Origin of the sequence: Desulfosarcina alkanivorans (assembly GCF_009688945.1) — a bacterium.
In the GTDB taxonomy this organism is placed as follows: Bacteria; Desulfobacterota; Desulfobacteria; order Desulfobacterales; family Desulfosarcinaceae; genus Desulfosarcina; species Desulfosarcina alkanivorans.
In genome coordinates this window covers 6,358,765-6,382,792 of sequence record NZ_AP021874.1, presented here as the reverse complement: position 1 = coordinate 6,382,792, position 24,028 = coordinate 6,358,765, and the positions used below count along the sequence as shown (strand labels likewise).

The window sequence follows — 24,028 nt, the reverse complement described above, 5'->3', positions numbered from 1 at the left end:
CAGAATTTACTAAGAATGAACATTCACCACTGATTGCCTGGAGGATAACAACATGTTTGTCAGCCGATCCATGGTTTCAAAAGTCATTACCATTGAAAAGGATGCGTCCGTTTTCGAGGCTCAGGAAAAAATGGCGGCCAACGGCATCCGGCACCTGCCCATCGTGGATGCCGACAACCGCCTGATCGGAATCGTCACCGACCGGGACATTCGCAGCGCCATGCCCTACAGCCTGATCAAGGAGAAGGGTATCGCGGAGGAGCGGGAACGGCTGGCGCATCTTAAAGTCGAAGATATCATGACCCGCGACCCCAAGACCATCTCCCCCATGTATACCATTCAGGACGCCCTGCTGATGATCCAGAAAGCCAAAGTGGGCGCCTTTCCCGTGGTGGACGACGACGGCAAGCTCAAGGGAATCCTTTCCGTCCGGGACCTGCTGCGGGCCTTCGTCAATGTCCTGGGCATCGGCCAGCCGGGGACGCTGGTGGGCATCGAGGTGGAAGAGAAAATCGGGCAGCTGAAGAAGATCGTGGACGCCATCACCGAAGAAAATATCTCCTTCGGCAGTGTCCTGGTGGCCCGGACCTGGGAAGCGGGCCACCGGGCGGTGTTTCCCTATCTGCTCACCAACAATGTGTCCAAAGTGAAAAAAAAGCTCACCGGCATGGGATACAAAATGATCGACCCCATGGACTGGTACCTGGACAAGCTGCCTGAAAAGCCCTGAACCGACCGTGACGATGATGCCCGCACCCGTTGCCGCCAATCCCTACCGGGACCTTTACATCTACTACCTGTCAGGACGATTCCGGCCGGGTCGGGATTTTAAACCGGAGCACTATATCGGCAGCTGGGAGGAAGGGGAGTTCTCGTTTCTCTTTTTCACCCGGCCAAACAAGCCCCTGGTGGAAACGACCGTCAGCCGCCTGGCCGGGCTGAAGCTTTTGGACCACTACCACATGACCTATGACCAGTGGCAGGGGGAAGAAATCGTGCCCTGCCGCATCGGTCATTTTACCATTTCTCCGCCGTGGTTCGCCGTGGATGAGAAATCCGCAGACACCACGATCATTCTTGACCCGGGCGTCGTTTTCGGTACCGGCACCCACCCGACCACCCGGGATTGTCTGGAGGCGCTCCAACTGGCCGTTGAGGACCGGACCATCCGCACCGCCCTGGACCTGGGTACGGGGACCGGCCTGCTGGCACTGGCGGCGGCCCGGATGGGCTGCCAGAAAGTCCTGGCAACGGACCTGACCCTGCTGGCCGCCCGGACCGCATGGAGAAATGTGGAACTGAACGGACTGACGGACCGGATACTCGTGGCACAGGGGGATGCCGAGAAATTTATGGACTTTACGAGCGACCTTGTGGTATCGAATATCCATTACGACGTCATGAAAAACCTGATTCGGACCAGGGGTTTTCTGGGAAAAAAGCGCTTCATCCTGTCCGGGCTGATGCGCAGTGAGGCCGCACGTATCGAATCGGTGCTGGCCGATCTTCCGGTGAAGATTGTTCGCCGATGGAGCCGGGATGGCATCTGGCACACCTTCTACGGTGAATCATATTGATCTGCGGGGGTAGAACTGACCATGGACATCACGTGCTGGGGCTCCAGAGGTTCCATACCCGTCTCCGGAAAGGAGTACATCAAGTACGGCGGTGATACCACCTGCATGGATATCCGCACCGACAGCGACGATATCATCATCGTCGATGCGGGCACCGGCATCCGGCGGCTGGGCAACCAGCTCATCGACCAGGGCCGCTACCGCTACAATTTCCTGCTCACCCACGGCCACTGGGACCACCTCATGGGGTTCCCCTTCTTCAAGCCCCTGTTTCTCAGCCGCTCCGAAATCCATATGCACCGCGCCCCGTTCCACAAAAAATTCATGCAAAGCATGTTCTCAAAGGTGATGGCACCGCCCAATTTCCCGGTGCGCTACTCGGACCTCAAAGCCAAGGTCGTCTGGGAGGAGGGGCATCCGGCCGAATTTCAGATCGGGTCGACCACCGTGGTGCCCATCCCCATCAGCCATCCCAATACCGGCAAAGGCTACAAATTCGTCGAAAACGGAAAAACGTTCGTCTTCATTACCGACAACGAACTGGGGTTCGTTCATCCCGGCGGGCTTCCCTTCCAGGACTATGTGGATTTCTGCACCGGGGCGGACCTGCTGATCCACGACGGCGAGTACACCAATGCCGAGTATCGCAAACTACGTGAGTGGGGGCACTCCTCATACACCGACGCCCTCAAACTGGCATTTGCGGCAGGCGTCAGGCGTCTGGGCCTGTTCCACCTGAACCAGGAGCGCACCGACGACCAGGTGGATGACATCGTGGACCACTGCCGGCAGATCATTGCCGATGAGAACCAGACCCTGGAGTGCTTTGCCGTGGGACGGGACATGACGTTTACGTTGTAACACTGAACTCGGCGTCGAGGATTCGAGGGAAAGGTATAAAATCGATTTTCATCCACCATTAGGCTTTTTCCATTTGTCATTTTTTAACCGGACCGACCATGATGATGATCAGAAAAGCAGACACCAACCGATACCTGGCTTCGACCAGCCCCCCATGCCATGCCTGACCTGATCGAACGCTCCGCAGACATTCTGGCCAGGGCCACGTCGGCCGTGGCCCTCACCGGCGCCGGCATCTCCGTGGAAAGCGGCATCCCGCCCTTTCGGGGCAAAGGCGGCTTGTGGGAAAAGATGGACCCCATGAAAGTCGCCCATATCGACGCATTTCTGGAAGATCCGGAAGGGGTATGGAATTTATTGATCAAGGATATGAAGACGGTTCTGGACAAGGCCCGGCCCAATTCCGGGCACACCGTCCTGGCCGACCTGGAGCGACTGGGCATCCTGAAGACCGTTATCACCCAGAATGTGGATGGCCTGCATCAGATGGCAGGGAACAGCGACGTCATCGAATTTCACGGGAATTTTGCCTGGCAGCGCTGCCTGGACTGCAACCGAAGCATTGAAACCTCCCGGGTGGACCTCGCACAGATACCACCGAGATGCCGCTGCGGCGGTATCCTTCGGCCGGACTGTGTCTTTTTTGGTGAGATGATTCCCCACGAGGCGTTGATCCGCTCCCAGAAATTATCGGCGGCCTGCGATGTCATGCTGGTGATCGGCACCTCGGCCATGGTCCAGCCGGCCGCCACCATGCCCTTCATCGCCAAGGACAACGGCGCCGTCATCATCGAAATCAATCCGGAACCCACGCCGCTCACCTCTCGCATCAGCAACCTGCCCCTGCTGGGAAACGCCTGCAGCATCATGCCCCGGCTGGCGGCGGCAATCCGGCAGCGGATGCCCCTTCCCGACAACCGATAGTATCATCCCCATGACCCGACCAACGAAATGCAGGACAGCCCATGACACCAACCCATGACAACCGCTGGGTGACTTCCGTCACCCTTTCGCCGCCCTCGCTGGGGGATAACACGGCCGATGCCGACCGTTTGGAGGCGGCATTGAACAAGGCCCTGGGAACCCGAAGCGTCCACATGGATCCCGAGCTGTTGAAGCAGCTGCCCGAGCGGCTGCGCGCATGGAACTACCGGGTCACCGCCGTGCTGTTCAAAGACTCCGGTGGCGCCGGCATCCTGGTCCACCTTACCGCTGCCGACGCCACCGATACCCTGTGCGGCCTGGCCGTGGATCTGGGCACCACCCGGGTGGTGCTGCGCATCATCGACCTGTTAAGCGGCGAACACCTTGGCGAAGCAGTGTTCGACAATCCCCAGACGGCCGTGGGGCCGGACGTGCTGACCCGCATCCACCACGTGGAGACACCCGGCGGGATGGATCAGCTCAACCGCTTGATTGTGGAAGGAATCAACAACCATACGCAAAAATTGTGCAGCCGTTGCGGCATTTCAGCCGAAACGATCCACCTGGTATCCATTGCCGGCAACACGGCCATGACCCACCTGCTGATGGGCCTCAATCCCCGCTGGATGATCCGTGACCCCTATATCCCGGTGGTGAATCGTCCCGGGGTGGTCAAGACGGCCGAACTGGGCATCGGCGCTCACCCTGCCGCCCGCGCGCTGATCTTCCCCAATGCGGGCAGTTATTTCGGCGGCGATCTGATCGCAGGAATTCTTTACTGCGACATGGACCTGCGGGAGGAAACCGCTATTCTGGTGGATGTGGGCACCAATGCGGAAGTGGTGCTGGGAAACCGGAACTGGATGGTTGCCTGCGCCGGCGCGGCCGGTCCGGCGCTGGAGGGGGGTGTCACCCGCATGGGCACCACGGCGGGTCCCGGCGTGATCGACCGTATCGGAATTGACCCGTGTTCAATGGCCATTGACATCCATACCATCGGGGATCAGCCGCCCCGGGGCATCTGTGGCTCGGGGGTCATCGACCTGGCCGCCGCCCTGTTCCGGTCGTCCATGATCGATATTCGCGGGAAATTCGTTCCCGAGCGGTGCGGGGATCGCCTGGCAACCCAAAACGGTCTGGCCCACCTGACCATCGTGCCGGCCAGCCAGTCCGCCACCGGGAAAAACCTCGGCATTACTCAGGCCGACCTGGACAGCCTGATTCGCTCCAAAGCCGCCATGTACACGATCCTTGAAACCATCACCGGCAGCGTGGGCATGCAGCAGCATGAGTTGGGAACTTTTTTCGTGGCCGGCACCTTCGGCGCCTACATCGACCCCCAGTCGGCCATCACCATCGGCATGATTCCGGACCTGCCGCGGGATCGCTACCACAGCCTGGGAAACAGTTCGCTGGGCGGCGCGTCGCGGGTGCTGGAGGACAGCCGGTGCTTTGACCGCGTCAACCGGATCCGAGACGGCATCACCTACATGGAGCTGAACGTGAACCAGGATTTCATGAACCGCTTCTCCGCCGCCAAGTTCCTTCCCCACACGGACACCGCACGGTTCCCGTCGGTGGCGGTGCCCGCCGGCGACTGTCAATCGATCTGACCCGTCTTCGTCGCGGAGGCCATGCAACGCAGAAAGCGGCGCCCGGCCGGCGCCCCGCCCCTGCGCCCTTTTCACTTCTCATTACTTCTCAAGTGTCGCGGCAGAAACTGCCAGGCCTCCTCGTCGACCGTTTACAGGCTCATATCCAGCGACTTTTACTTCTTCGGAAAACAGCCTTTACAAATAGGTTTCAACAGGTTGGACGACTTCTAAATAAAGCCTTGAAAGGTTTTGTGCATTATGATAGTCGATGTTCTGATTTTTCTGCCCGCGTTGTTTCACAACCCAACTCCAAAGAGGATCGAGACCACATGACGTCGAAGAAACAGTTGCTGTTTGCTTACGGTCTGGCAATCCACCTGTTGCTTGTCGGCATTATCTGTTATGCCGCCTTCCCGGTCAAAGCGCCCGATGAACCGATTCGGATCATGTACCAGACCAATGCCGGGAAAGTCCTTTTTGACCACCACACCCACACCGCCGCGTCCGGCTACGGGGCATCCTGTTTCGATTGCCACCATCATCCCGGAGATGAGGATGAAAGTTCCCTGATTGCCTGTGGGGAGTGCCACCAGGCCCCATCGGAGGACGGATCAATGCCGGAAAGCTGCCTGGACTGCCACGATGAAGAAGAGATCGAGGGGTCTGAAGTGCCGGCACGGGCAGATGCCTTTCACCAGCAGTGCATTGAATGCCACGAGCAGTTTGAAAAAGGCCCTCAGGCCGGTTCGGAAAACTGCTCTGCATGTCATGTGCTTTGATCCAGGCAGAAAGCCTTTATGACGCTGTTTCGACGTTTTCATTTTTCACCGCGGCCCTAAAAAAAGGTTGAGCTATGCGAAAGCGATCATTCTTCGGTTTGTCCAAACCTTGTTTCCAATACGAACTGGCCACCGATGCCGCTGACGGATCAGTGACCATCCCGACGCCGGACACGGTGACTCTCTACATCAAACAGGAACTAAAGCGGACCAGCTGCGACCTTAAAGTCGGCACGGCGGTAAAAACCGGCCAGCGGCTGGTACTCAACGACGGCGATACGATCTGCGCCATTTCCTCGGTAACCGGCACCATCAGCAGGATCGAACCCTTCCTGGCCGATTTCGGACGGTCGTGGACCGCCGTCACCGTGAAAACCGATGGCAAAGACACGGCGGACGCCGAGTTCGCGGAAGCCAGCCAGACCCCCTCGCTGGAGACACTCAACCGTTATCTGTCCGCCTGCCCGGGTGAACCGGACATCGCGCCGTTGATGGACGAGCGCAACCCGGTGCACACCATCGTAATCTATGCCGGCAACGCCGACCTTCTCATCGATACCAGCCTGCACGTCTTCAAGCAGAATGCCGAGGCGGTCAACGCCGGTATCGAAGTCCTGAGAAAAGCCACGGGAATCGAAGACATCGTCATCGTGGTCCCTGAAGAGAGCGTTCAGAACTACTCCGGGCACCTGGACGCCCGGATCGAGCCGGTTTCATCCGAATATCCCTTTGCCCAGCCGCTCATGGTCCTCTACCACCTGACCGGGCGACTGCCCGACGAAAAGGGCATGGCGTCCATGGGCATCTATTTGATCCGTGCTGAAGCCGTGGCCGCCATCGGCCAGGCCTTTTCCTCCGGTGTCCTGCCGGTGGACAAGATGGTCACCGTAATCGACAAGCAGGGAGGCAAACACCTGGCCCGGGCACGTGTGGGCACACCGGTGGGTAATCTGCTCGGGGCTTTCGGCATCTCCGTCAACGACCAGGACAAGATAATATTTGGCGGCCCCATGACCGGCAATGCCATTTACAGTGAAGCACTGCCCGTCGGGCCGGATACCGACGCCATCCTCGTTCAGGACAAAACCGTTATCCCCCTTTACAGTGATTATCCGTGCATCAACTGTGGCGACTGCGTGCGCATCTGCCCGGCCAACGTGCCGGTGAACCTGCTGGTTCGCTTTCTGGAAGCCGGACAATACGCTGAGGGCGCCGACCTGTACGACCTTTACTCGTGCATCGAATGCGGCCTGTGCAGCTACGTCTGTGTGTCACGCATTCCCATCTATCAGTATATCAAACTGGCAAAATACGAATTAGCCCGGATCACATCTGCGGAGGAGATGAATGAACAGTAAGAAGACGCTAATTGTATCTCACGCACCGTTCTGGCATGACGGCAGCGGGATTCCCGAGCGAAGCTACCACACCATCATCGCCGCCCTTCCTGCAGCCATGGTGGGAATCGCCTATTACGGCGCCCCGGCGCTGGGCGTTATCTGCCTGGCCATTTCATCCGCGATCCTGTGGGAACTGCTGCTCAACTATGCCGGCAAACGACCGATTACTGTCGGCAACGGGAATGCCGCCCTGATCGGGCTGCTGATCGCCATGGTGCTGCCCGCGTCGGCCCCCTGGTGGTTCGTCATCATCGCCACCTTTCTGGCCATCGTCATCGGTATGCAGATCTTCGGCGGCATCGGCGCCAATCCCTTCAATCCGGTCGTTCTGGCGATCGCCATCCTGATGGTTTCCTACAAATCCCATATGGACTTCGACGCCGCCCTGGTCAACTTCTCACTCGACTTTCCATCGGCCACGGATCCACTGGCCGCCCTGAAGGCCTTCGGTCCTGCAGCGGTGGAGCACCTCAATCCCATCGACCTGTTCATGGGACGACAGGTGGGCGGCCTGGGCAGTTCCTGTGGCCTGGCCCTTGCCCTCGGGGGGATCTACCTGATGCTGCGGGGAATCATCCGGTGGGAAATCAGCATTGCCTTCATCGCCGGTGTATTCATCAGCGCCATGCTGTTCAACATGGTCGACCCGGCACGCTACGCCCCGCCGGTGTTCCACCTGCTAACCGGCTACACCCTGATCGGGGCCTTCTTCCTGGCCACCGAAAGCTCATCATCACCGGTCAACTTTATTCCCATGCTTGTCTATGGCGCACTTGGCGGGTTCATGACGGTTCTGATCCGAAACATCGGTGTTTATGTGGACGGCGTGATCTTCGCAATTCTCCTGATCAATCTGATAAATCCGCTGGTCGACAAGATCAGACCCAAGGCAATCGGAAAGGTGGCGTAACATGGGTGAAATGATCAAAATGGTTGTGGTTTTGACCATTCTCAGTGTCATTTCAGGCGGCGGCTTGAAAGGGCTGGAGGAATGGGCCAAACCCAAGATTGAAAACAATGTGATGAACCTGGTCAAAGGGCCCGCCATTCGCGCGATCCTCGAAGCTGCCGACAACGACCCGGTGGAAGACCGGTTCAAAATCAAAGACGGGGACCAGGATCGCAATATTTTCGTGGGCGTATTCGGCGGCACGGCCGACACGGTCGTCGTTGAAGCCGCCGCCAACGGCTATGGGGACAAGGTCGGGATGGTCGTGGCGATCAACATGGCGGAGAACACCCTGCGCGGCCTGGCGGTGACGACCCACAAGGAGACCCCTGGACTGGGCGCCATGGCCAAGGACGACCCCAAGTTTGCGGCGCAGTTTGTGGGCCAAAGCATCAGCGACGCCTTTGGCGTCACCACCGACGGCGGCCAGATCAGCGCCCTGAGCGGCGCGACGATCACCTCGCGGGCCGTTTGCAGCGGGGTCAATCAGGCTGTCGAGGCATACAACAGGTTGAAACCGCAGCTGGAAGAAAAAATCAAAGGCATGGGCAAATAAAGGAGTTTACTCAATGGCCAAATCGATCGCTTCTGAATTTACCAAAGGCCTCTGGAAAGAGGTTCCGCCGTTCCGGCTGGTCCTCGGTCTCTGTCCGGTGCTGGGCGTGACCACGTCCATGAAAAACGGGATCGGCATGGGACTGGCCACCACTTTCGTGCTGCTTTGCTCCAACATCCTGGTCAGCCTGCTGAGAAAGGTGATTCCGCCCAAGGTGCGCATCGCCTGCTTCATCATCATCATCGCCACCTTCGTCATCGTGGTCGAACAGATGATGCAGGCCTTTGCCTACAACCTTTTTCTCGACCTGGGCGTGTTTATCCCCCTGATCGTGGTCAACTGCGTCGTTCTCGGCCGCGCCGAGGCATTTGCCTCCAAAAACGGCGTGGTCAAATCGACGGCCGACGGGCTGGGCATCGGGCTCGGATTCACCTGGGCACTGGGCCTGCTGGGTGCCGTGCGTGAACTGATCGGAACCGGCTCCCTTAAAGGAGACGTGTTCGGACTGATCCATTGGGACGTAACCAACATCTTCGGCGCCTCTTTCGAACCGTTCGGTTTTGCCGTCCAGGCCCCGGGGGCGTTTGTGATCCTGGGATTATTGCTCTGCGCGATGAACCTGATCCCCAGCAAATAGCGGGAGGAATTAAGCTACCATGGAATATATTGAAATCATCATTGCCACCATCTTCGTCAACAATATCCTGCTGGCGCAGTTCCTTGGCAACTGCCCGTTTCTGGGGACCTCCAAGAAGATGGAAACCGCCATGGGCATGGCCATGGCCGTCATTTTCGTCCTGGTCATGGCGGGCGTTATGACCTGGCTGATCTTTAATTACCTGCTGTTGCCCAACAACCTCGTATTCCTGCGAACCATCGCCTTTATTCTGGTGATTGCGTCCCTGGTGCAGTTCGTTGAAATGTTCCTGAAAAAAAGCATCCCCGCGCTTTACGCCGGTCTGGGCATTTTTCTTCCGCTGATCACGACCAACTGCGCCGTATTCGGTGTCTGCGTGCTCAACATCGACAAGGAGCTTGGTTTTTTACCGGCCCTGGTCACGTCCTTCGGATATGCCGCCGGCTTCGGCCTGGCACTGATCATCTTCGCCGGGTTGCGTGAGCGCATCCTGCTGGCCCGGGTTCCCAGGCCCTTGCAGGACACCTCCATTGCCCTGATCACCGCCGGTGTTATTTCCCTGAGTTTCTATGCCTTTCGCGGTATGGTGTAGGTGGTGGTACCTGCGCTTAACGGGAGCGATACATAAGAATGATTGGCTAAAACCGTTTGGAGTGCCTGGGGTCCAAACGGTTTTTTTGTACCGATTCTGTTCGACTGCAGCGCACATGCATTCATACAGGCCCGGTTAATAGAAAAAAGTTTGATGGATTGACACCCGCTTTTCAAGCGAACCATTGATCTCGATTCAAGGAGGTTTTCGTGACCATCGCTATTCTCGTCATGCTGGGCATTGGCGCAACCTGCGGCATCATCCTCAGTGTTGCCTCAAAAGTCTTTTATGTTTATGAAGACCCCCGCATCGGCCAGGTGGAGTATTTCCTGGCCGGCGCCAACTGCGGTGGATGCGGGTATGCAGGATGCAGCGCCGCTGCCGTGGCCATTGTCGAAGGCAAGGCCGGCCCCGGTATCTGTGTGGCCGCCGATTCAGAGGCGGCCGTCAATATCGCCGGTGTCATGGGTGTGGACCCGGGTACAGCCGAACCGCTCAAATCGCTCAACCCCTGCAGCGGCGGCGACCGGGCAGACGACAAGTTCATCTACAATGGCGCCATGACCTGCGCCGCCATGACGGCCCTGTACGGGGGCAAACGGGTCTGCTCCATCGGCTGCCTGGGCATGGGAGACTGCATCCGGTCGTGTATGTTCGACGCCATCTATATGGGCCCCGAAGGCTTCCCGGTCATCGACGAATTCAAATGCGTGGGTTGCGGGGCCTGTGCCACCGCCTGCCCCAAAGACCTGCTGTCCGTTAAAACCATGTCCCAGCGCCTGCTGGTCTTCAACCAGGAGGACCATGCCCTGGCCCCCTGCCAGCAGACCTGTCCGGCGGAAATCGATATTCCCAAATACATCCGCCTGATCAAGGAAGGCGATTATGAAGGGGCCGTCAACACCATCCGTGAACGCAACCCGCTGTTGCTCTCCTGCGGACGCGTCTGCCCGCACCCCTGCGAGAATTACTGCCGCCGGGGCATCGAGGATGAGGCCGTATCCATCAACCAGCTCAAGCGTTTCGTGGCCGACTACGAAATGAACAGCGGCCGTCGGTTTCCCATCTCCTGCGCACCGGATACCGGCAAACGCGTCGCCGTCATCGGCGGCGGCCCCGCCGGCGTCAGCTGCGCCTATTTCCTGAGGCGGCTGGGCCACCATCCCACCATCTACGAGGCCATGTCCAAACTCGGCGGCATCACCCGCTACGGCATCCCTGAATACCGGCTGCCGGACAAGGTGCTTGACTGGGAAATCGAAGGCATCCTCAACCTGGGCGTCGATGTGCACTACAATACGGTGTTAGGCCAGGACTTCACTATCCAGAGTCTGCGTGACGAGGGGTATGATGCCATCTTCATGGGTATCGGCGCATGGAAAGACTACACCCTTGGCATCAAGGGGGAAGAGTTGAAGGGCGTTTCCCAGGGAATCAACTTTCTTTCTTCCGTGGCCGATTCCCCGGACAAAAAGGTTCCCATTGGCAAGCGGGCGGCCGTTGTCGGCGGCGGCAATTCCGCCATCGACTGTGTGCGCACCCTGCTGCGCCTGGGTTGCGAAGAAGTCTACATCGTCTATCGACGTACACGCAAAGAAATGCCGGCCAACGAAGTGGAAATTGTGGCCGCCGAACACGAAGGCATCAAATTTCAGTTCCTGGCCGCTCCAACCCGTGTTCTCGACGATGGGCAGGGAAATGTCAAGGGACTGGAATACCTGCAGATGGAATTGGGAGAACCCGACGCCAGCGGTCGACGGCGGCCGGTACCCATCGAAGGGTCGGAAACGATCCTCGACGTGGATATGGTCATCTCCGCCATCAGCCAGCAGCCCGACATCCGTTTCATGGAAGGCGAACCGGACAAAGAGAACATCGCCATCACCCGCTGGAATACCTTCGACAACGACCCGGAAACCCTGCAGTGCACCGTCCCTTATCTGTTTACCGGAGGTGATGTGGCCACGGGCCCCTCATTGGTGGTCGACGCCATCGGCGGCGGACGACGGGCAGCCCGCTCCATTCACCAGTACATGACCGGGGAGGAGATCAAGGGGTCTCCCCGATCCCTGCGTAAGCGCCACATTCCCGAATCGCTGTTCGACACCGTTGCGGGGGTGGTCCCCTCACCGAGGACACCCATGCCCGAACTTCCCGTGGCCGAACGCATCGATTCAATGATCGAGGTGGACCAGGTGATCACCGAGTCCGACGCCAGACATGAGTCCAAACGGTGCCTCAACTGCTGCCGGATCTGCTATGACCCGGACCGGCAGGACCAGAACGCGGCCTGACCATTCAGGCAAGACACGCCATCAAGGGAGCAGCCATTTCATGGTTGCTCCTTTTTTTCATCCCCCGGCGTCCGTCTCTATTCTTGAGCCTTTTCGCTTGCCGACAGGATCCTGAATCGATCGATCAGTTGCGCCATGTCTTCCGGTAAGGCTGCTTCCAGCTTCATGCGCCTGCCGGTTGTCGGGTGGTCGAAAGAAATGCGCCAGGCATGAAGCATCTGGCGATGGATATCGATGACGGCCCGACGCATTCCGATGGATGTGTCGGCCAGCCGTTTTCGCTCTCCCCGGCGTCCGTAAATCGGGTCCCCGATTAACGGGTGTCCCATGAATTTACAATGAACCCGGATCTGGTGGGTTCGCCCCGTGCGGATATCCAGGTCGAGCAGGGATGCCCCGGAAAAGGTCTCGCGCACCTGCCAATGGGTCAAGGCCGAACGGGGTGTATGTGTGGTGACCGACATTTTTTTCCGTTCCACAGGATGACGGCCGATGGGTTGGTCTATGCTTCCTGAATTGCTTTTCGGGATTCCGTACACCAGGGCAAGGTAATTTTTGCGAACACGCCGTGATTTGAACTGACCGGCCAGATGGTGCATGGACCGGCTGTTCTTGGCCACCACCAGTGCCCCGGACGTATCTTTGTCGAGCCGGTGGACGATTCCGGGCCGAACCGTACCGGAAATACCCGCCAGATCGGAGCAGTGGTGCATCAACGCATTGACCAGCGTCCCGCCGGGATGCCCCGGGGCCGGGTGCACCACCATTCCCGCCGCCTTGTTCAGCACCAGCAGTTCAGCGTCCTCATAAAGGATTTGAAGGGGGATATCCTCTGGCAGAGAATCGATGTGCTCAGGCGCGGGGATCGTCCCGGAAACGGTCTCTCCCGCCCTTAACGGGTAGCGTGGTTTTTTGACCGCCCCATCGACGGCAATGCAACCCTTTCGGATCAGCGCGGCAGCAAATGAGCGGGAACACTGGTTGACCTCGGCAGCGACCAGGACGTCGAGGCGAACCCCGGCCTGTGCGGGCCGGACGCAAAAAGAAAAGGACGAAGGCGGGTTGGACATGAAGGGAAAGGGTCAGGCCTCTTCAGATTTGAACAGGGCGTCTATCTCCTTGATGATGGCCTTTTCGTTTTTATTCTTGGCCGTGGACAACTCTTTGACGAGAAGGTTCTGTGCCGTGTCGTACAGTTTCCGTTCCCCGAAAGAGAGGTCTTTGGTCAGTTTGAGCAGGGACAGGTCCCGGAACACTTCGGCCACCTCGAACAGAGAGCCGGTTTTGATCTTTTCCATATACTCACGGTAGCGACGGTTCCAGGTCTGATTGTCCATCGGCTGTTCCTGGCGGGATCGCATGACATCATAAATTTTGGGGATATCCTTTTTCTGGATCACGTCCCGCAAACCGACCGATTCCACATTCCAGGTGGGAATCATGATCACCATGGCATTTTCGATGACCTTCATGATGTAAAAGTCATGCTCTTCGCCGTTCACAACTTTGGTTTCAATGGCTTCAATGCGCCCCACGCCGTGGGCAGGGTATACCGCAAGATCACCAACCTTGAATCGTTTTTGGGAGGCGGTGCTTTTCGAGCTGTCCTTGTCCGATTTTTCTGACATGTGGGTACCAGCGATCTGGAGGTTTAAACCAGCTTGAGAAGGATACGCTCCCAAGACGGAAACCGGTGGTGACCGGCATCCGGTTTAATAGTGACATCCGTAAGGCGCGCCCTCCACCGGCGGTTGGGGAAAGCAAATAATAACCATATGGAATAGCAGAATATACCACTGAGGCCCTCAATAATCAATAAAAAAAGGATTGGCGCCGGCTGGGGCGCCAATCCTTTTATTTCCAACCCTATGTGCGGATCGGGTCCGCCGCTGCAATGACTACAGCAGGAACGGAACCATCAACAGGGCCACAACGTTGAGGATCTTGATCATCGGGTTAACGGCGGGGCCGGCGGTATCCTTGTAGGGGTCGCCGACGGTGTCGCCGGTAACGGCGGCCTTATGGGCATCGGAGCCTTTTCCGCCCAGGTGGCCGTCTTCGATGTATTTCTTGGCATTGTCCCAGGCAGCACCACCGGTGGTCATGGACAGGGCCACAAACACACCCGTCACGATGGAGCCGATGAGCAGGCCGCCGAGGGCGATCTTGCCCAGCAGGAAGCCGACCAGCAGGGGCGCGGCCACGGGCAGCAGTGCGGGAACCAGCATCTCTTTGAGGGCGAACTTGGTGACGATATCCACGCAAGCACCGTAATCCGGCTTGGCGGTACCTTCCATGATCCCCGGAATTTCGCGGAACTGACGGCGAACTTCTTCGACGACCGCGCCACCGGCGTTGCCCACAGCCTTCATGGCGATGGAGGCGAACAGGTAGGGCAGCAGGCCACCGATGAACAGGCCGATGATGACGTTCACGTCGGACAGGTCAAAAGACATTTCGCCACCGCCCTTCATCTGGAATTCCATGACGTAGGCAGCGAAAAGCACGAGGGCGGCCAGACCGGCGGAGCCGATGGCGTAGCCCTTGGTGACGGCCTTGGTGGTGTTTCCGACAGCGTCCAGGGGATCGGTGACGGCACGGACGCTTTCGTCCATTTCAGCCATTTCGGCAATACCACCGGCGTTGTCGGTGATGGGGCCGTAGGCGTCGATGGCGATGACCATACCGGTCATGGAGAGCATGGACATGGCGGCCATGGCAATGCCGTAAAGTCCGGCGAAATTGTAAGCCAGCAGGATAGCCAGGCAGATTGCCAGGACCGGCAGTGCGGTCGCCTGCATGGAGACGGCCAGACCGGAAATGATGTTGGTGCCGTGCCCGGTGGTGGAGGCCTCGGCAATGCTCTTCACCGGGCCGTAGATGCCGGTGTAATACTCGGTGATGATAACGATGACCACGGTCAGTACCAGGCCGATCAGGGCACAGTAGTAGATATCCAGGGAGGAAATGTCACCCAGGCCGCCCATGAACTTGGCACAGGCATAGTAAAAGGCGATGGCGGCCAGAATGGCGGAACCGAACATGCCCTTGTACAGGGCGCCCATGATGTAACCGCCGCTGCCCAGACGGACAAAGAAAACGGCGATCATGGAGGCGATGATGGAGATGGCGCCAAGGATCAGCGGGAACTCCGTTGCCATGGGGACCTTGGGGAAAAGCAGGTGGCCGATCAGCATGGCGGCCACGGCGGTGACGGCATAGGTCTCGAACAGGTCGGCAGCCATACCGGCACAGTCACCCACATTGTCGCCCACGTTGTCGGCGATGGTGGCGGGGTTTCTGGGGTCGTCCTCGGGAATCCCGGCTTCGACCTTGCCCACCAGGTCGGCGCCCACGTCGGCGCCCTTGGTGAAGATACCCCCGCCCAGACGGGCGAAGATGGAGATCAGGCTGCCACCGAAACCGAGAGCGACTAGGGCGATGACGTCATGGGTGGCGGTGTAGTAGCCGGCCACGGAGGTCAGGGCCAGCCCGGCGACGATCATACCGGTCACGCTGCCGCCTTTGAAGGCCATGGAGAGTCCTGCTGCCATGCCTTTTTTGGCGGCTTCGGCCGTACGCACGTTGGCCAGTACGGAAACGCGCATACCGATGTAGCCGGCCATAAACGAGGCCACGGCGCCGAGCATGAATCCGAAGGCGGTTTTGGCGCCCATGGTAGCGAAAATAACGGCAAAAATGATGATACCGGCGATGCCCATGCTTTTCAGCTGGCGGTTCAGGTAGGCAATGGCACCTTCCTGAATGGCACCGGCGATGGCCTGCATCTTCTCGTCTCCGGCGGGTGCGCCTTTGACGATACCTGCGAGGATAATCGCAAAAAGAACACCAACAACGCCGACCAACGTACACACGAGCGGTATGTTGTTCATTACAACTTCCATTCTTTCCTCCATTCAGTTTTAGCGTGAAATCAAGGTTTCCTGTTAAACCGATTCATAGCTTCCTTTGCTCCTTCACAAAGGATTGCTCGAGCAGCCTCGATGGCCCGTGATAGAAAGGGTTCCAGCGTGCTTCGCTGACTGGCATCGAATTCCCCCAGAACGTAATCCACCACCCCAATGTCGGCTTCGGGCCGCCCGACGCCCATTCGCACCCTCACGAAATCGTCAGTCCCCAGGGCGTCAATCAGGGACCTCAAACCATTGTGTCCTCCATCCCCCCCTTTCTCTTTGATTTTCAGTCTTTCATATGCAAGGTCAATGTCATCGTGGATGACGACCATGTCCTCGAATTGAATACCGTGGGTTCGAACGATATCGCCGACCGGGCCGCCGGACCGGTTCATGTAGGTCATGGGTCTGGCCGCAACAACCGGAATATCGGCGATCCGCCCGCTGTGCAGCACTGCATCGTCCCGCTGGCCGCAGGACGCCAACTCGCATTTTCTCACCAGCCGGTCAACGACCATGAATCCGATGTTGTGGCGGGTGAATGCATACGCCGGGCCCGGGTTGCCGAGCCCGACGATCAGGTGCGGTTTGATTTCATCCATCGCAGAGATGCCTGGCCGGATCGGCCGCAGGTGGTCCACCCGTCAGCACAGCTACTCTGCAGCCGGCTCTTCAGTCGCTTCAGCCTCTGCGCCCTCAGCCATTTCTTCATCTTCTTCGCCTTCCACGGCCTCTTCTTCAGCCTTGGTGGCGAGGATGGTCAGGATGGTAAAGTTGACGTCGGCAGGAATTTCGACATCTCCCTCCAGCTGGAGGTCCTGGACATGAAACGAGTCACCGATATCCAGGTCGGTGATATCGATGGTGATGTTGTCGGGAATCTGATCGGGCAGACTGAGCACTTCCAGTTCGCGGCGAATGATCTGCAGCATGCCGCCCATTTCCACACCGACGCACTTGCCGGTGACCACGACCGGTACCATGACTTTAAGCTTCGTGCCCATCGACACTTCATAGAGGTCCATATGGAGCAGTTGCTGAGAAACGGGATGCCGCTGCATCTCTTTGACCATCACGTTGCGTTTATCGTTAAGCCCTTCTATTTCCAGTTTCAATACCTTCTGGGCGACCGAACCGGACTTGAAAATGGGTTCCAGATCGAGTTTATCGATGGTCAGTTTCATCGCTTCGGTCTTGGGACCATACAAAATGGCAGGAACTTTCCCTTCCCGCCGCAGGACTCTGGAAGGACCGTTTCCCACAGCCTCCCGTTGAATTGCTTTCAGGCTCAATATTTCCAAAGATCTTTTCCTCCTTAAGAATATTACACAAACAGGGACGTTACCGAGTCCCCGGTGTAGCTTCTGATAATGGCTTCCCCCACCAGACTGGAGATGGAAAGCACCTTGATTTTATTGCAGGTCGCCGCCTTGACGTTAAGCGGAATGGAATCCGTACACACAATGCTGGTAATCGGCGAATCTTTGATCCGGGCCACGGCAGGGCCGGAGAGTACCGGGTGGGCACAGCAGGCATGGACTTCCCGCGCCCCCCGCTCCATGATCGCATTCACGGCCTCGGTGAGCGTACCGGCGGTATCGATCATATCGTCCTGTATGATGACGGTCTTGTCCTTCACATCCCCGATAACCGCCATGGCCTGCGCCTTGTTGGGCGCCGACCGCCGCTTGTCGACGATGGCCAGTCCGGCATTGAGGCGCTTGGCAAACGCACGGGCCCGCTCCACACCGCCGGCATCCGGTGAGACGATGACCAGGTCTTCATTACTGAAGTTGGCTTTGATGTAATCCAACAGCACCGGCGCCGCATAAAGGTTGTCCACGGGAATGTTAAAAAAGCCCTGGATCTGACCGGCGTGCAGATCCATGGTGATCACGCGGGTGGCACCGGCGGTCGTCAGCAGATCGGCGATCAACTTGGCGCTGATAGGCACCCGTGGCGCCACTTTTTTGTCCTGTCGGGCATAGCCATAGTAAGGGATGACCGCAGTAATTCGCCGGGCCGAGGCCCTTTTCAGCGCATCCACCATCAGGAGCAGTTCGACCAGGTTGTCGTTGACCGGGTCGCAGGTGGATTGAAGGATAAAAACGTCTTTGGTGCGAACGTTCTCATTGATTTCAATCTGAATTTCACCATCGCTGAAGCGTTTGACGACGGCACCGCACAGGGGCATATCCAGATACTCGCCAATCTTGTCCGCCAGGTCCGGATTGGAATTACCTGCAAAGATACAGAAATTATGCTTTTTCGTTGTCACTTTCTGAAGACTGCTCCTGTTCGATGATTTTGGCTGGGGCGGGAGGATTCGAACCTCCGAATGCAGGAACCAAAATCCTGTGTCTTGCCACTTGACGACGCCCCAGCAGATAAACGCCCGTGATCCAAGTCCGAACTCAGGTAGCAACCGGCCCCTGGATCAAAAGATCCGCGACATAAAGCGTCCAGTTTTGACTTTGCTGATTGTTACACAAGGCAGTATATGCTGAATTGGCCCGTTCGGGGTCCGCAAACAATCCGAACACCGTCGAGCCACTGCCGGACATCATGGCCCCGGCCGCTCCATGTGCCAGCAGCAAACGCTTTATCCCTTTGATGACCGGAATCGCCTTTTCGGTCACGCATTCCAAATCATTGACCAGATGCTCATCAACGTTGAAAAATCGGCCATCAAAGTGAAATTTACTAAGTTTTTTTTCGTCTTTTGTCAATCTTAAATTCAGATTTTTGTAGACCCAGGCGGTGGATACCGCCTCGTTCGGATACACCAGCAATGCCGTCCATGGGGTCAGGTGGGGAAAGGGGGAGAGCCGGTCACCAGTTCCGGATGCCAGCGCCGGCACGCCGAGGATGAAAAAAGGAATGTCGGCCCCTATTCGCGCCCCCAGAGCCATGAGTGCCGGAGGAGAAAGCGGTTGGCCAAAATGGCGGTTCAGGGCCGTCAGTACGGCAGCGGCATCGCTGCTGCCGCCACCCAGCCCCGCTCCCACAGGAATATTTTTTTCAATGTGAATGGCCAGACCACCCCCGGGCGGGATGTTTCCATCGAATGCGGCATCAAAAAAGCGTTCCGCCGAACAGAAGGCCAGGTTGGAAGAATCTTCTGGAATCCCCGGATGGTCGCAGAACACGGATATTCCCGAACCACAGAAGACCAGGGACAAGGTGTCGTAAAGGGCCAGCGGGCACATGAGCGAATAAAGATCATGATAACCGTCGGGACGCTTGCCGGTGATACGAAGAAACAGGTTGATCTTCGCCGGCGCCTTGATGGTAACCGTACCCATTGCCGATTCCCCGGATGCGTGTGCCTACCCGGTCTCTTTCACGTAGTGAATCCGGAGGTCATAGAGGATATTTTTGAGCATTGCGGCCTCATCGGCATCCAGGTTCCCGCGCGTCTTCTCTTCAAGCATGGAAAGGAGGTCGATGGTCTGCTTGGCCAGTGGCAGGTTCTTGGCCTGTTCACCGGACGTCGGGTCTTCCATCATTCCCAGTTGAACCAGTGCCGATGAATTGAGCGAAAAGATAAAGGTGGCAAAATTGATAGTCGGCAGGGGCGATCTTGCCTCGGATTCCTGATGGCCGCCCGGCCCCTCAGTGCCGGCGCTCTCCCGCTTTTCGTCTGTCATGGCAATACTCCTTGAAAAGATTGAAAAAACCTTCTTTACCGACGAGGCATACGCCTATCCGGACAATCTAAAACTCAAGCGGCGTGACCGTTTTAACAAGAGAGAGCTGCCGCATTTCCGCGACCACTTCCTCGGGGATGGGGGTATCGGTCGTCAGGAAAATGATGTTGCGGTCCCCTTCCTCCTCCTGGCCCACCTGCATCCTTCCGATATTGATGTTGTATCGGCCCAGGGTGGTACCGATTTCACCGATGGAGCCGGGCTTGTCGATGTTCTGGATCAATGCCATGTGGCCATGGGGAATCATCTCCAATCGGAATTTGTCAATCTTGACAATCCGCGGGTCTTTTTTCCCGAAAATCGTTCCGGAGACCACACTTTCCATCTCGGTGGTGATCGCCCGAACGATTATCTGGTTCACATAGTAGTCCGACTCGGCCGTGCTGGTCTCGGTCACCTTGATGCCCCGCTGCTGGGCCATGACATGGGCGTTGACAAAATTGACGTCATCTTTGACCACCGGGGTCAGGATGCCCTTGAGGACCGCCGTCGACACGGGAGAAAGATCCAACTCTCTGAAATCGCCGCAAAATTCAACGACCACTTCCTTGATGGGGCCTTGGACCAGCTGGGCCTGGAGGCACCCCATGCGGTCGGCCAGCGTGAGATAGGGGCCGATCTTTTCCAGTACCTCACCGGTCACCGAGGGCATGTTCACCGCGTTGACCACCGTCCCCGCGGCCAGGAAATCAATAATCTGCCTGGCGATCGCCACGGCGACATTGGTCTGTGCCTCCCGGGTGGAGGCCCCTAAATGGGGTGTACAGATCACCCGCTCATGGGAGATGAGGGGCGCCTGCCCCGGCGGTTCGGTTTCGAACACATCCAGGGCCGCACCGGCGACCTTTCCGGCAACAATGGCATCATAGAGATCGCTTTCATTGACGATGCCGCCACGGGCGCAGTTGACGACCATCACCCCGTCTTTCATCTTGTCGAAAGCCGCCCTGTCCACCATCCCGACGGTATTTTTCAGTTTGGGCACATGCACGGTGATGTAATCGGCCCGCGCGTACAGGGCCTCCAGGTCCACGCTCTCGAACCCCGCCTTTTCGATCTGCTCCGGAGTGACAAACGGATCGTGGATGATCACGTTCATTTTCAGTCCACGGGCCCGGTCCGCGACGATCGCACCTATCTTTCCATATCCAATGACCCCCAGGACCTTGTTGAAGATCTCACGCCCCTGAAGCTTTTTCTTCTCCCACCGGCCGTCCCTCAGGGAGGCGGTCCCCGTGGGGATATTGCGGGTCAGGGCCAGCATCATGGCGATGGCATGCTCGGCAGTGGTGACGACATTGCCCGTAGGGGTATTCATGACCACGACCCCGCGCCGGGTTGCCGCCGGAATGTCCACATTGTCCAGGCCGATGCCGGCCCGGCCCACCACCTTGAGTCGCGTGGCCGCCTGCAGCAGCTCTTCGGTCACCTTGGTGGCACTTCGAATCACCAGGGCATCGTAATCGGCAATGATCGCCTTGAGCGCGTCCGCTTCCAGACCGGTCTTTACATCCACCTCGATACCGGAAGCCTCCTGAAACATACGAATGCCATCTTCACCCAGATTGTCACTGACCAGCACCTTCATCATGTGCGTCCTTGGTTGAATGGTTGATGAATCGTCCACACAGCGCATCACCATCGACAATGGGCTCCCTGTCGGACAGAAACCCATACTGAGAAAACAGATCTCTTTTTCAGCGCTGTTTGCCAATTGCCGCGATGGACACGAAAAAACAAGAACCCGGAGTGTTCTGTCTGGAGGCGCATATTAGTTAAAACCGCTGGAACATTCAACCCATATTTTGGAACGGCAGCGCATGATCGCTGACGAGCCCCCTTTCGGGTCATCGCCCTCTCTTTTAAGGTACGCGAAAGGGGTTCTGAACCGGCACCGATCAGCACCAGGGGGCCACGGCTGCCTGCTCGTTTTCCAGAATGGGCCGCCAGCTGACGGTGTAGTCGATCATCATTTCCTGGTAGCGGGGCGTAAAAACAGCCACGTAAAGGGCACCGGGAAGGTCGGGGAATGCTTCGACCCAGAGGATGTCATCCACATTCAGGCCAAAATCCTTGCAGATCCGATTGCCCAGGCTTTCTGCGCAACTGGATTTAAAAATGCCCCCTTCCTTGCGAAACGCCAGAACAGCATACGGACGGATGTAGGCATGACGGGCGCCGCCGGATGAGAAATCGATAATTTTCAATCGCCAGGCACAGGCATGGGCCGGATTCGCGCCGGGGTCCCCCTTTCTTTCCAGCATATAATTTCCATCAAAGACAAGCATCGCCGCCTCTTTTTCCCGATAAGGGTCAGTCATCCGTCTATGGAATCAGCACACTGGCGGTAGACGACAGGCTACCGCCTCAAGTGCCCTAAAGGGTGTGAAGGGAATCCCGGTGATCCTCCAGGCGCAGTCAAAACCGGGGCTGCAGTTAATCGGGTGATCACAGTTGCCGGTCATACGGCAGCAGCCTTGACCATCGGTCGGCATTCTGTTAATGCCCCAACCTTGGTTTAACGTAATTCATCGGGGCGTTTTTGCAACGTCGACAAACAAGGACAACCATCATGCTCATTACCGAAATCCTGTCCAGAAACGCCAGAATGTATGGTCAGGAAACGGCCCTCATCGAAAGGGAGCCGGAAAAACATCGCCGGGTGGAAATCACCTGGAAAACCTTCGACGACCAGGCCAATGCCATCGCCCGGGGGCTGATGGCCAGGGGTGTCAGAAAAGGTGATCGTGTCGTCCACCTGATGATGAACTGCATCCAGTGGCTGCCCGCCTATTTCGGCATCCTGAGAACCGGTGCCTGGGCGGTTCCGTTGAATTTTCGGTTCGTCGCCAAAACGATCGCCAATTGCACCCGTACCGCCGAGGCCAAGGCCTTCATTTTTGGAGAGGAGTTCATCGAACGGGTATCGGAAATCCGCACCGAAATTGAAAGCAGTGTCCAAACATTCATTTTTGCCGGCCCTGAAGACAAACGCCCCTCCTGGGCGGAATCATTGGACGGGTTGATCGCCGGGCACCGGGCCAAGGCCCCGGACGTCCCCATAGACATCTGTGATGATGCGGCGCTTTACTTCACCTCCGGCACGACGGGAACACCCAAGGCAACCCGGCTGACCCACCGCAATCTGGAACACGCCTGCTATGTGGAAAACCGACATCACAACCAGACCCACACGGACAATTTCCTGTGCATCCCTCCCCTGTATCATACGGGCGCCAAGATGCACTGGTTCGGAAATTTCATCGTCGGGGCCAGGGCGGTCATTCTCAAGGGAATCGACCCCCGGTGGATTCTGGAAGCCATTTCCGAGGAGCGGGTAACCATCGTCTGGCTGCTGGTGCCATGGGCCATGGATCTGCTGTTTGCCATTGAAAGCGGTGAATTGAAATTGAAAAACTACCGACTGGACCAGTGGCGGCTCATGCATATCGGCGCCCAGCCGGTTCCATCGAGCCTGATCAGGGAATGGCAGAAAATTTTTCCCGACCACCAGTACGACACCAACTACGGCCTCACGGAAAGCACCGGTCCCGGTTGCATTCACCTGGGAATGGCCAACATGCACAAGGTGGGCGCCATCGGCGTACCCGGTTTTGACTGGGAATTTCAGATTGTCGACGACCGGATGGAGCCGGTCGACCAGGGGAGCCCGGGCGAGCTGATCCTCAAGGGGCCCGGCGTTATGAAAGAGTATTACAAAAATCCCGAAGCCACCGCTGAAGCCATCCATAACGGCTGGCTGCTCACCGGCGATGTGGCCCGGCAGGACGATGCGGGATTCATCTGGCTGGTCGATCGGAAAAAAGACGTCATTATTACCGGGGGCGAAAACATCTACCCGGTAGAAATAGAGGATTTTCTCATGGGCCACCCCAAGGTTCAGGATGCGGCCGTGATAGGCTTGCCCAGCATGCGGCTCGGAGAAATCGCCACGGCCATCATCAAGGTAAAGCACGGCCACCACCTGACCAAAGCGGAGGTGGAAGAATTCTGCAGTGCGCTTGCGCGCTATAAGCGCCCCCGGAAAATCATTTTCGGCGACGTTCCCCGCAACCCCACCGGAAAAATTGAAAAACCGGTACTGCGCAAACAATACACGGGGCAGGCGGAGAGCTTTAAAATCTGACCGATACCACGGTGCCCGGCCCGGCCATTCGGATAACATCATCCGGTGGCGATATTTCTGGGCACGGGCAGTCGGGTCCGGGGCCAGGCAAAG

23 protein-coding genes and 1 tRNA gene are annotated in these 24,028 nt (G+C 57.7%); 13 read left to right on the top strand and 11 right to left on the bottom strand.

The window, feature by feature from the left end; genetic code table 11:
• Window positions 1-52: 52 nt before the first annotated feature.
• From DSCA_RS27730 to DSCA_RS27675, 12 genes are all read left to right on the top strand, one after another.
• Window positions 53-730 carry a CBS domain-containing protein gene (locus DSCA_RS27730; protein ID WP_155319530.1) on the top strand — a complete coding sequence of 226 codons (678 nt, stop codon included), beginning with the start codon at window positions 53-55 and terminating at the stop codon, window positions 728-730.
• Window positions 731-743: 13 nt separating this feature from the next.
• Complete coding sequence (locus tag DSCA_RS27725) at window positions 744-1,577, top strand: 50S ribosomal protein L11 methyltransferase (RefSeq protein WP_231716562.1); 834 nt, start codon at window positions 744-746, stop codon at window positions 1,575-1,577.
• Between the two features lie 21 nt (window positions 1,578-1,598).
• Window positions 1,599-2,438, top strand: a complete 840-nt coding sequence (locus DSCA_RS27720) for an MBL fold metallo-hydrolase (RefSeq protein WP_155319528.1) — start codon at window positions 1,599-1,601, stop codon at window positions 2,436-2,438.
• 159 nt (window positions 2,439-2,597) lie between these two features.
• Complete coding sequence (locus DSCA_RS27715) at window positions 2,598-3,362, top strand: NAD-dependent deacylase (protein WP_155319527.1); 765 nt, start codon at window positions 2,598-2,600, stop codon at window positions 3,360-3,362.
• A gap of 41 nt (window positions 3,363-3,403) precedes the next feature.
• Window positions 3,404-4,975 (top strand): ASKHA domain-containing protein, encoded by a 1,572-nt coding sequence (locus DSCA_RS27710; protein ID WP_155319526.1) that lies wholly within the window; start codon window positions 3,404-3,406, stop codon window positions 4,973-4,975.
• A gap of 311 nt (window positions 4,976-5,286) precedes the next feature.
• A complete protein-coding gene (locus DSCA_RS27705) occupies window positions 5,287-5,736 on the top strand; it encodes a cytochrome c3 family protein (RefSeq protein ID WP_155319525.1) in 450 nt (149 codons plus the stop codon).
• Between the two features lie 74 nt (window positions 5,737-5,810).
• Window positions 5,811-7,094, top strand: coding sequence for a 4Fe-4S dicluster domain-containing protein (locus tag DSCA_RS27700; RefSeq protein WP_155319524.1), 1,284 nt, complete (start codon window positions 5,811-5,813; stop codon window positions 7,092-7,094).
• Window positions 7,084-8,046: an RnfABCDGE type electron transport complex subunit D gene (locus tag DSCA_RS27695; protein ID WP_155319523.1), complete on the top strand. Its 963-nt coding sequence runs from the start codon at window positions 7,084-7,086 to the stop codon at window positions 8,044-8,046. Before DSCA_RS27700 ends, DSCA_RS27695 begins: the two co-directional genes overlap by 11 nt.
• 1 nt (window position 8,047) lies before the next feature.
• Window positions 8,048-8,641 carry an RnfABCDGE type electron transport complex subunit G gene (gene rnfG / locus DSCA_RS27690; RefSeq protein ID WP_155319522.1) on the top strand — a complete coding sequence of 198 codons (594 nt, stop codon included), beginning with the start codon at window positions 8,048-8,050 and terminating at the stop codon, window positions 8,639-8,641.
• 13 nt (window positions 8,642-8,654) lie between these two features.
• Window positions 8,655-9,278 carry an electron transport complex subunit RsxE gene (gene rsxE, locus DSCA_RS27685; protein WP_155319521.1) on the top strand — a complete coding sequence of 208 codons (624 nt, stop codon included), beginning with the start codon at window positions 8,655-8,657 and terminating at the stop codon, window positions 9,276-9,278.
• 19 nt (window positions 9,279-9,297) lie between these two features.
• Complete coding sequence (locus DSCA_RS27680) at window positions 9,298-9,870, top strand: electron transport complex protein RnfA (RefSeq protein ID WP_155319520.1); 573 nt, start codon at window positions 9,298-9,300, stop codon at window positions 9,868-9,870.
• 209 nt (window positions 9,871-10,079) lie between these two features.
• Window positions 10,080-12,164: an FAD-dependent oxidoreductase gene (locus DSCA_RS27675; RefSeq protein ID WP_174784001.1), complete on the top strand. Its 2,085-nt coding sequence runs from the start codon at window positions 10,080-10,082 to the stop codon at window positions 12,162-12,164.
• Window positions 12,165-12,241: 77 nt separating this feature from the next.
• Here DSCA_RS27675 and DSCA_RS27670 read toward each other — a convergent pair whose 3' ends face one another.
• The 11 genes from DSCA_RS27670 to DSCA_RS27620 form a co-directional block, all read right to left on the bottom strand.
• On the bottom strand, window positions 12,242-13,234 hold the full coding sequence (locus DSCA_RS27670) for an RluA family pseudouridine synthase (protein ID WP_155319519.1): 993 nt from the start codon (window positions 13,232-13,234) through the stop codon (window positions 12,242-12,244).
• Between the two features lie 12 nt (window positions 13,235-13,246).
• Window positions 13,247-13,792: a CarD family transcriptional regulator gene (locus DSCA_RS27665; protein WP_155319518.1), complete on the bottom strand. Its 546-nt coding sequence runs from the start codon at window positions 13,790-13,792 to the stop codon at window positions 13,247-13,249.
• Between the two features lie 270 nt (window positions 13,793-14,062).
• The gene (locus DSCA_RS27660; protein ID WP_155319517.1) at window positions 14,063-16,069 is read right to left on the bottom strand and encodes a sodium-translocating pyrophosphatase; all 2,007 of its coding nucleotides are present in this window, start codon (window positions 16,067-16,069) and stop codon (window positions 14,063-14,065) included.
• 29 nt (window positions 16,070-16,098) lie between these two features.
• The gene (pth, locus tag DSCA_RS27655) at window positions 16,099-16,680 is read right to left on the bottom strand and encodes an aminoacyl-tRNA hydrolase (RefSeq protein WP_155319516.1); all 582 of its coding nucleotides are present in this window, start codon (window positions 16,678-16,680) and stop codon (window positions 16,099-16,101) included.
• 51 nt (window positions 16,681-16,731) lie between these two features.
• On the bottom strand, window positions 16,732-17,379 hold the full coding sequence (locus DSCA_RS27650; protein WP_167527982.1) for a 50S ribosomal protein L25/general stress protein Ctc: 648 nt from the start codon (window positions 17,377-17,379) through the stop codon (window positions 16,732-16,734).
• Window positions 17,380-17,402: 23 nt separating this feature from the next.
• Complete coding sequence (locus DSCA_RS27645; protein WP_155319514.1) at window positions 17,403-18,356, bottom strand: ribose-phosphate diphosphokinase; 954 nt, start codon at window positions 18,354-18,356, stop codon at window positions 17,403-17,405.
• Window positions 18,357-18,386: 30 nt separating this feature from the next.
• Window positions 18,387-18,461, bottom strand: a tRNA-Gln gene (locus tag DSCA_RS27640).
• A gap of 31 nt (window positions 18,462-18,492) precedes the next feature.
• Window positions 18,493-19,383 carry a 4-(cytidine 5'-diphospho)-2-C-methyl-D-erythritol kinase gene (ispE, locus tag DSCA_RS27635; RefSeq protein ID WP_155319513.1) on the bottom strand — a complete coding sequence of 297 codons (891 nt, stop codon included), beginning with the start codon at window positions 19,381-19,383 and terminating at the stop codon, window positions 18,493-18,495.
• Between the two features lie 24 nt (window positions 19,384-19,407).
• Entirely contained in the window at window positions 19,408-19,728 is a 321-nt protein-coding gene (locus tag DSCA_RS27630; protein WP_155319512.1) for a DUF1844 domain-containing protein, read from the bottom strand.
• Window positions 19,729-19,795: 67 nt separating this feature from the next.
• Window positions 19,796-21,376: a phosphoglycerate dehydrogenase gene (serA, locus tag DSCA_RS27625; RefSeq protein WP_155320571.1), complete on the bottom strand. Its 1,581-nt coding sequence runs from the start codon at window positions 21,374-21,376 to the stop codon at window positions 19,796-19,798.
• Between the two features lie 310 nt (window positions 21,377-21,686).
• Window positions 21,687-22,052 (bottom strand): hypothetical protein, encoded by a 366-nt coding sequence (locus tag DSCA_RS27620; protein WP_155319511.1) that lies wholly within the window; start codon window positions 22,050-22,052, stop codon window positions 21,687-21,689.
• A 308-nt stretch (window positions 22,053-22,360) separates the two neighbouring features.
• Here DSCA_RS27620 and DSCA_RS27615 point away from each other — a divergent pair, with 308 nt between their 5' ends.
• Window positions 22,361-23,935 (top strand): class I adenylate-forming enzyme family protein, encoded by a 1,575-nt coding sequence (locus tag DSCA_RS27615; protein ID WP_155319510.1) that lies wholly within the window; start codon window positions 22,361-22,363, stop codon window positions 23,933-23,935.
• Window positions 23,936-24,028: the final 93 nt, after the last annotated feature.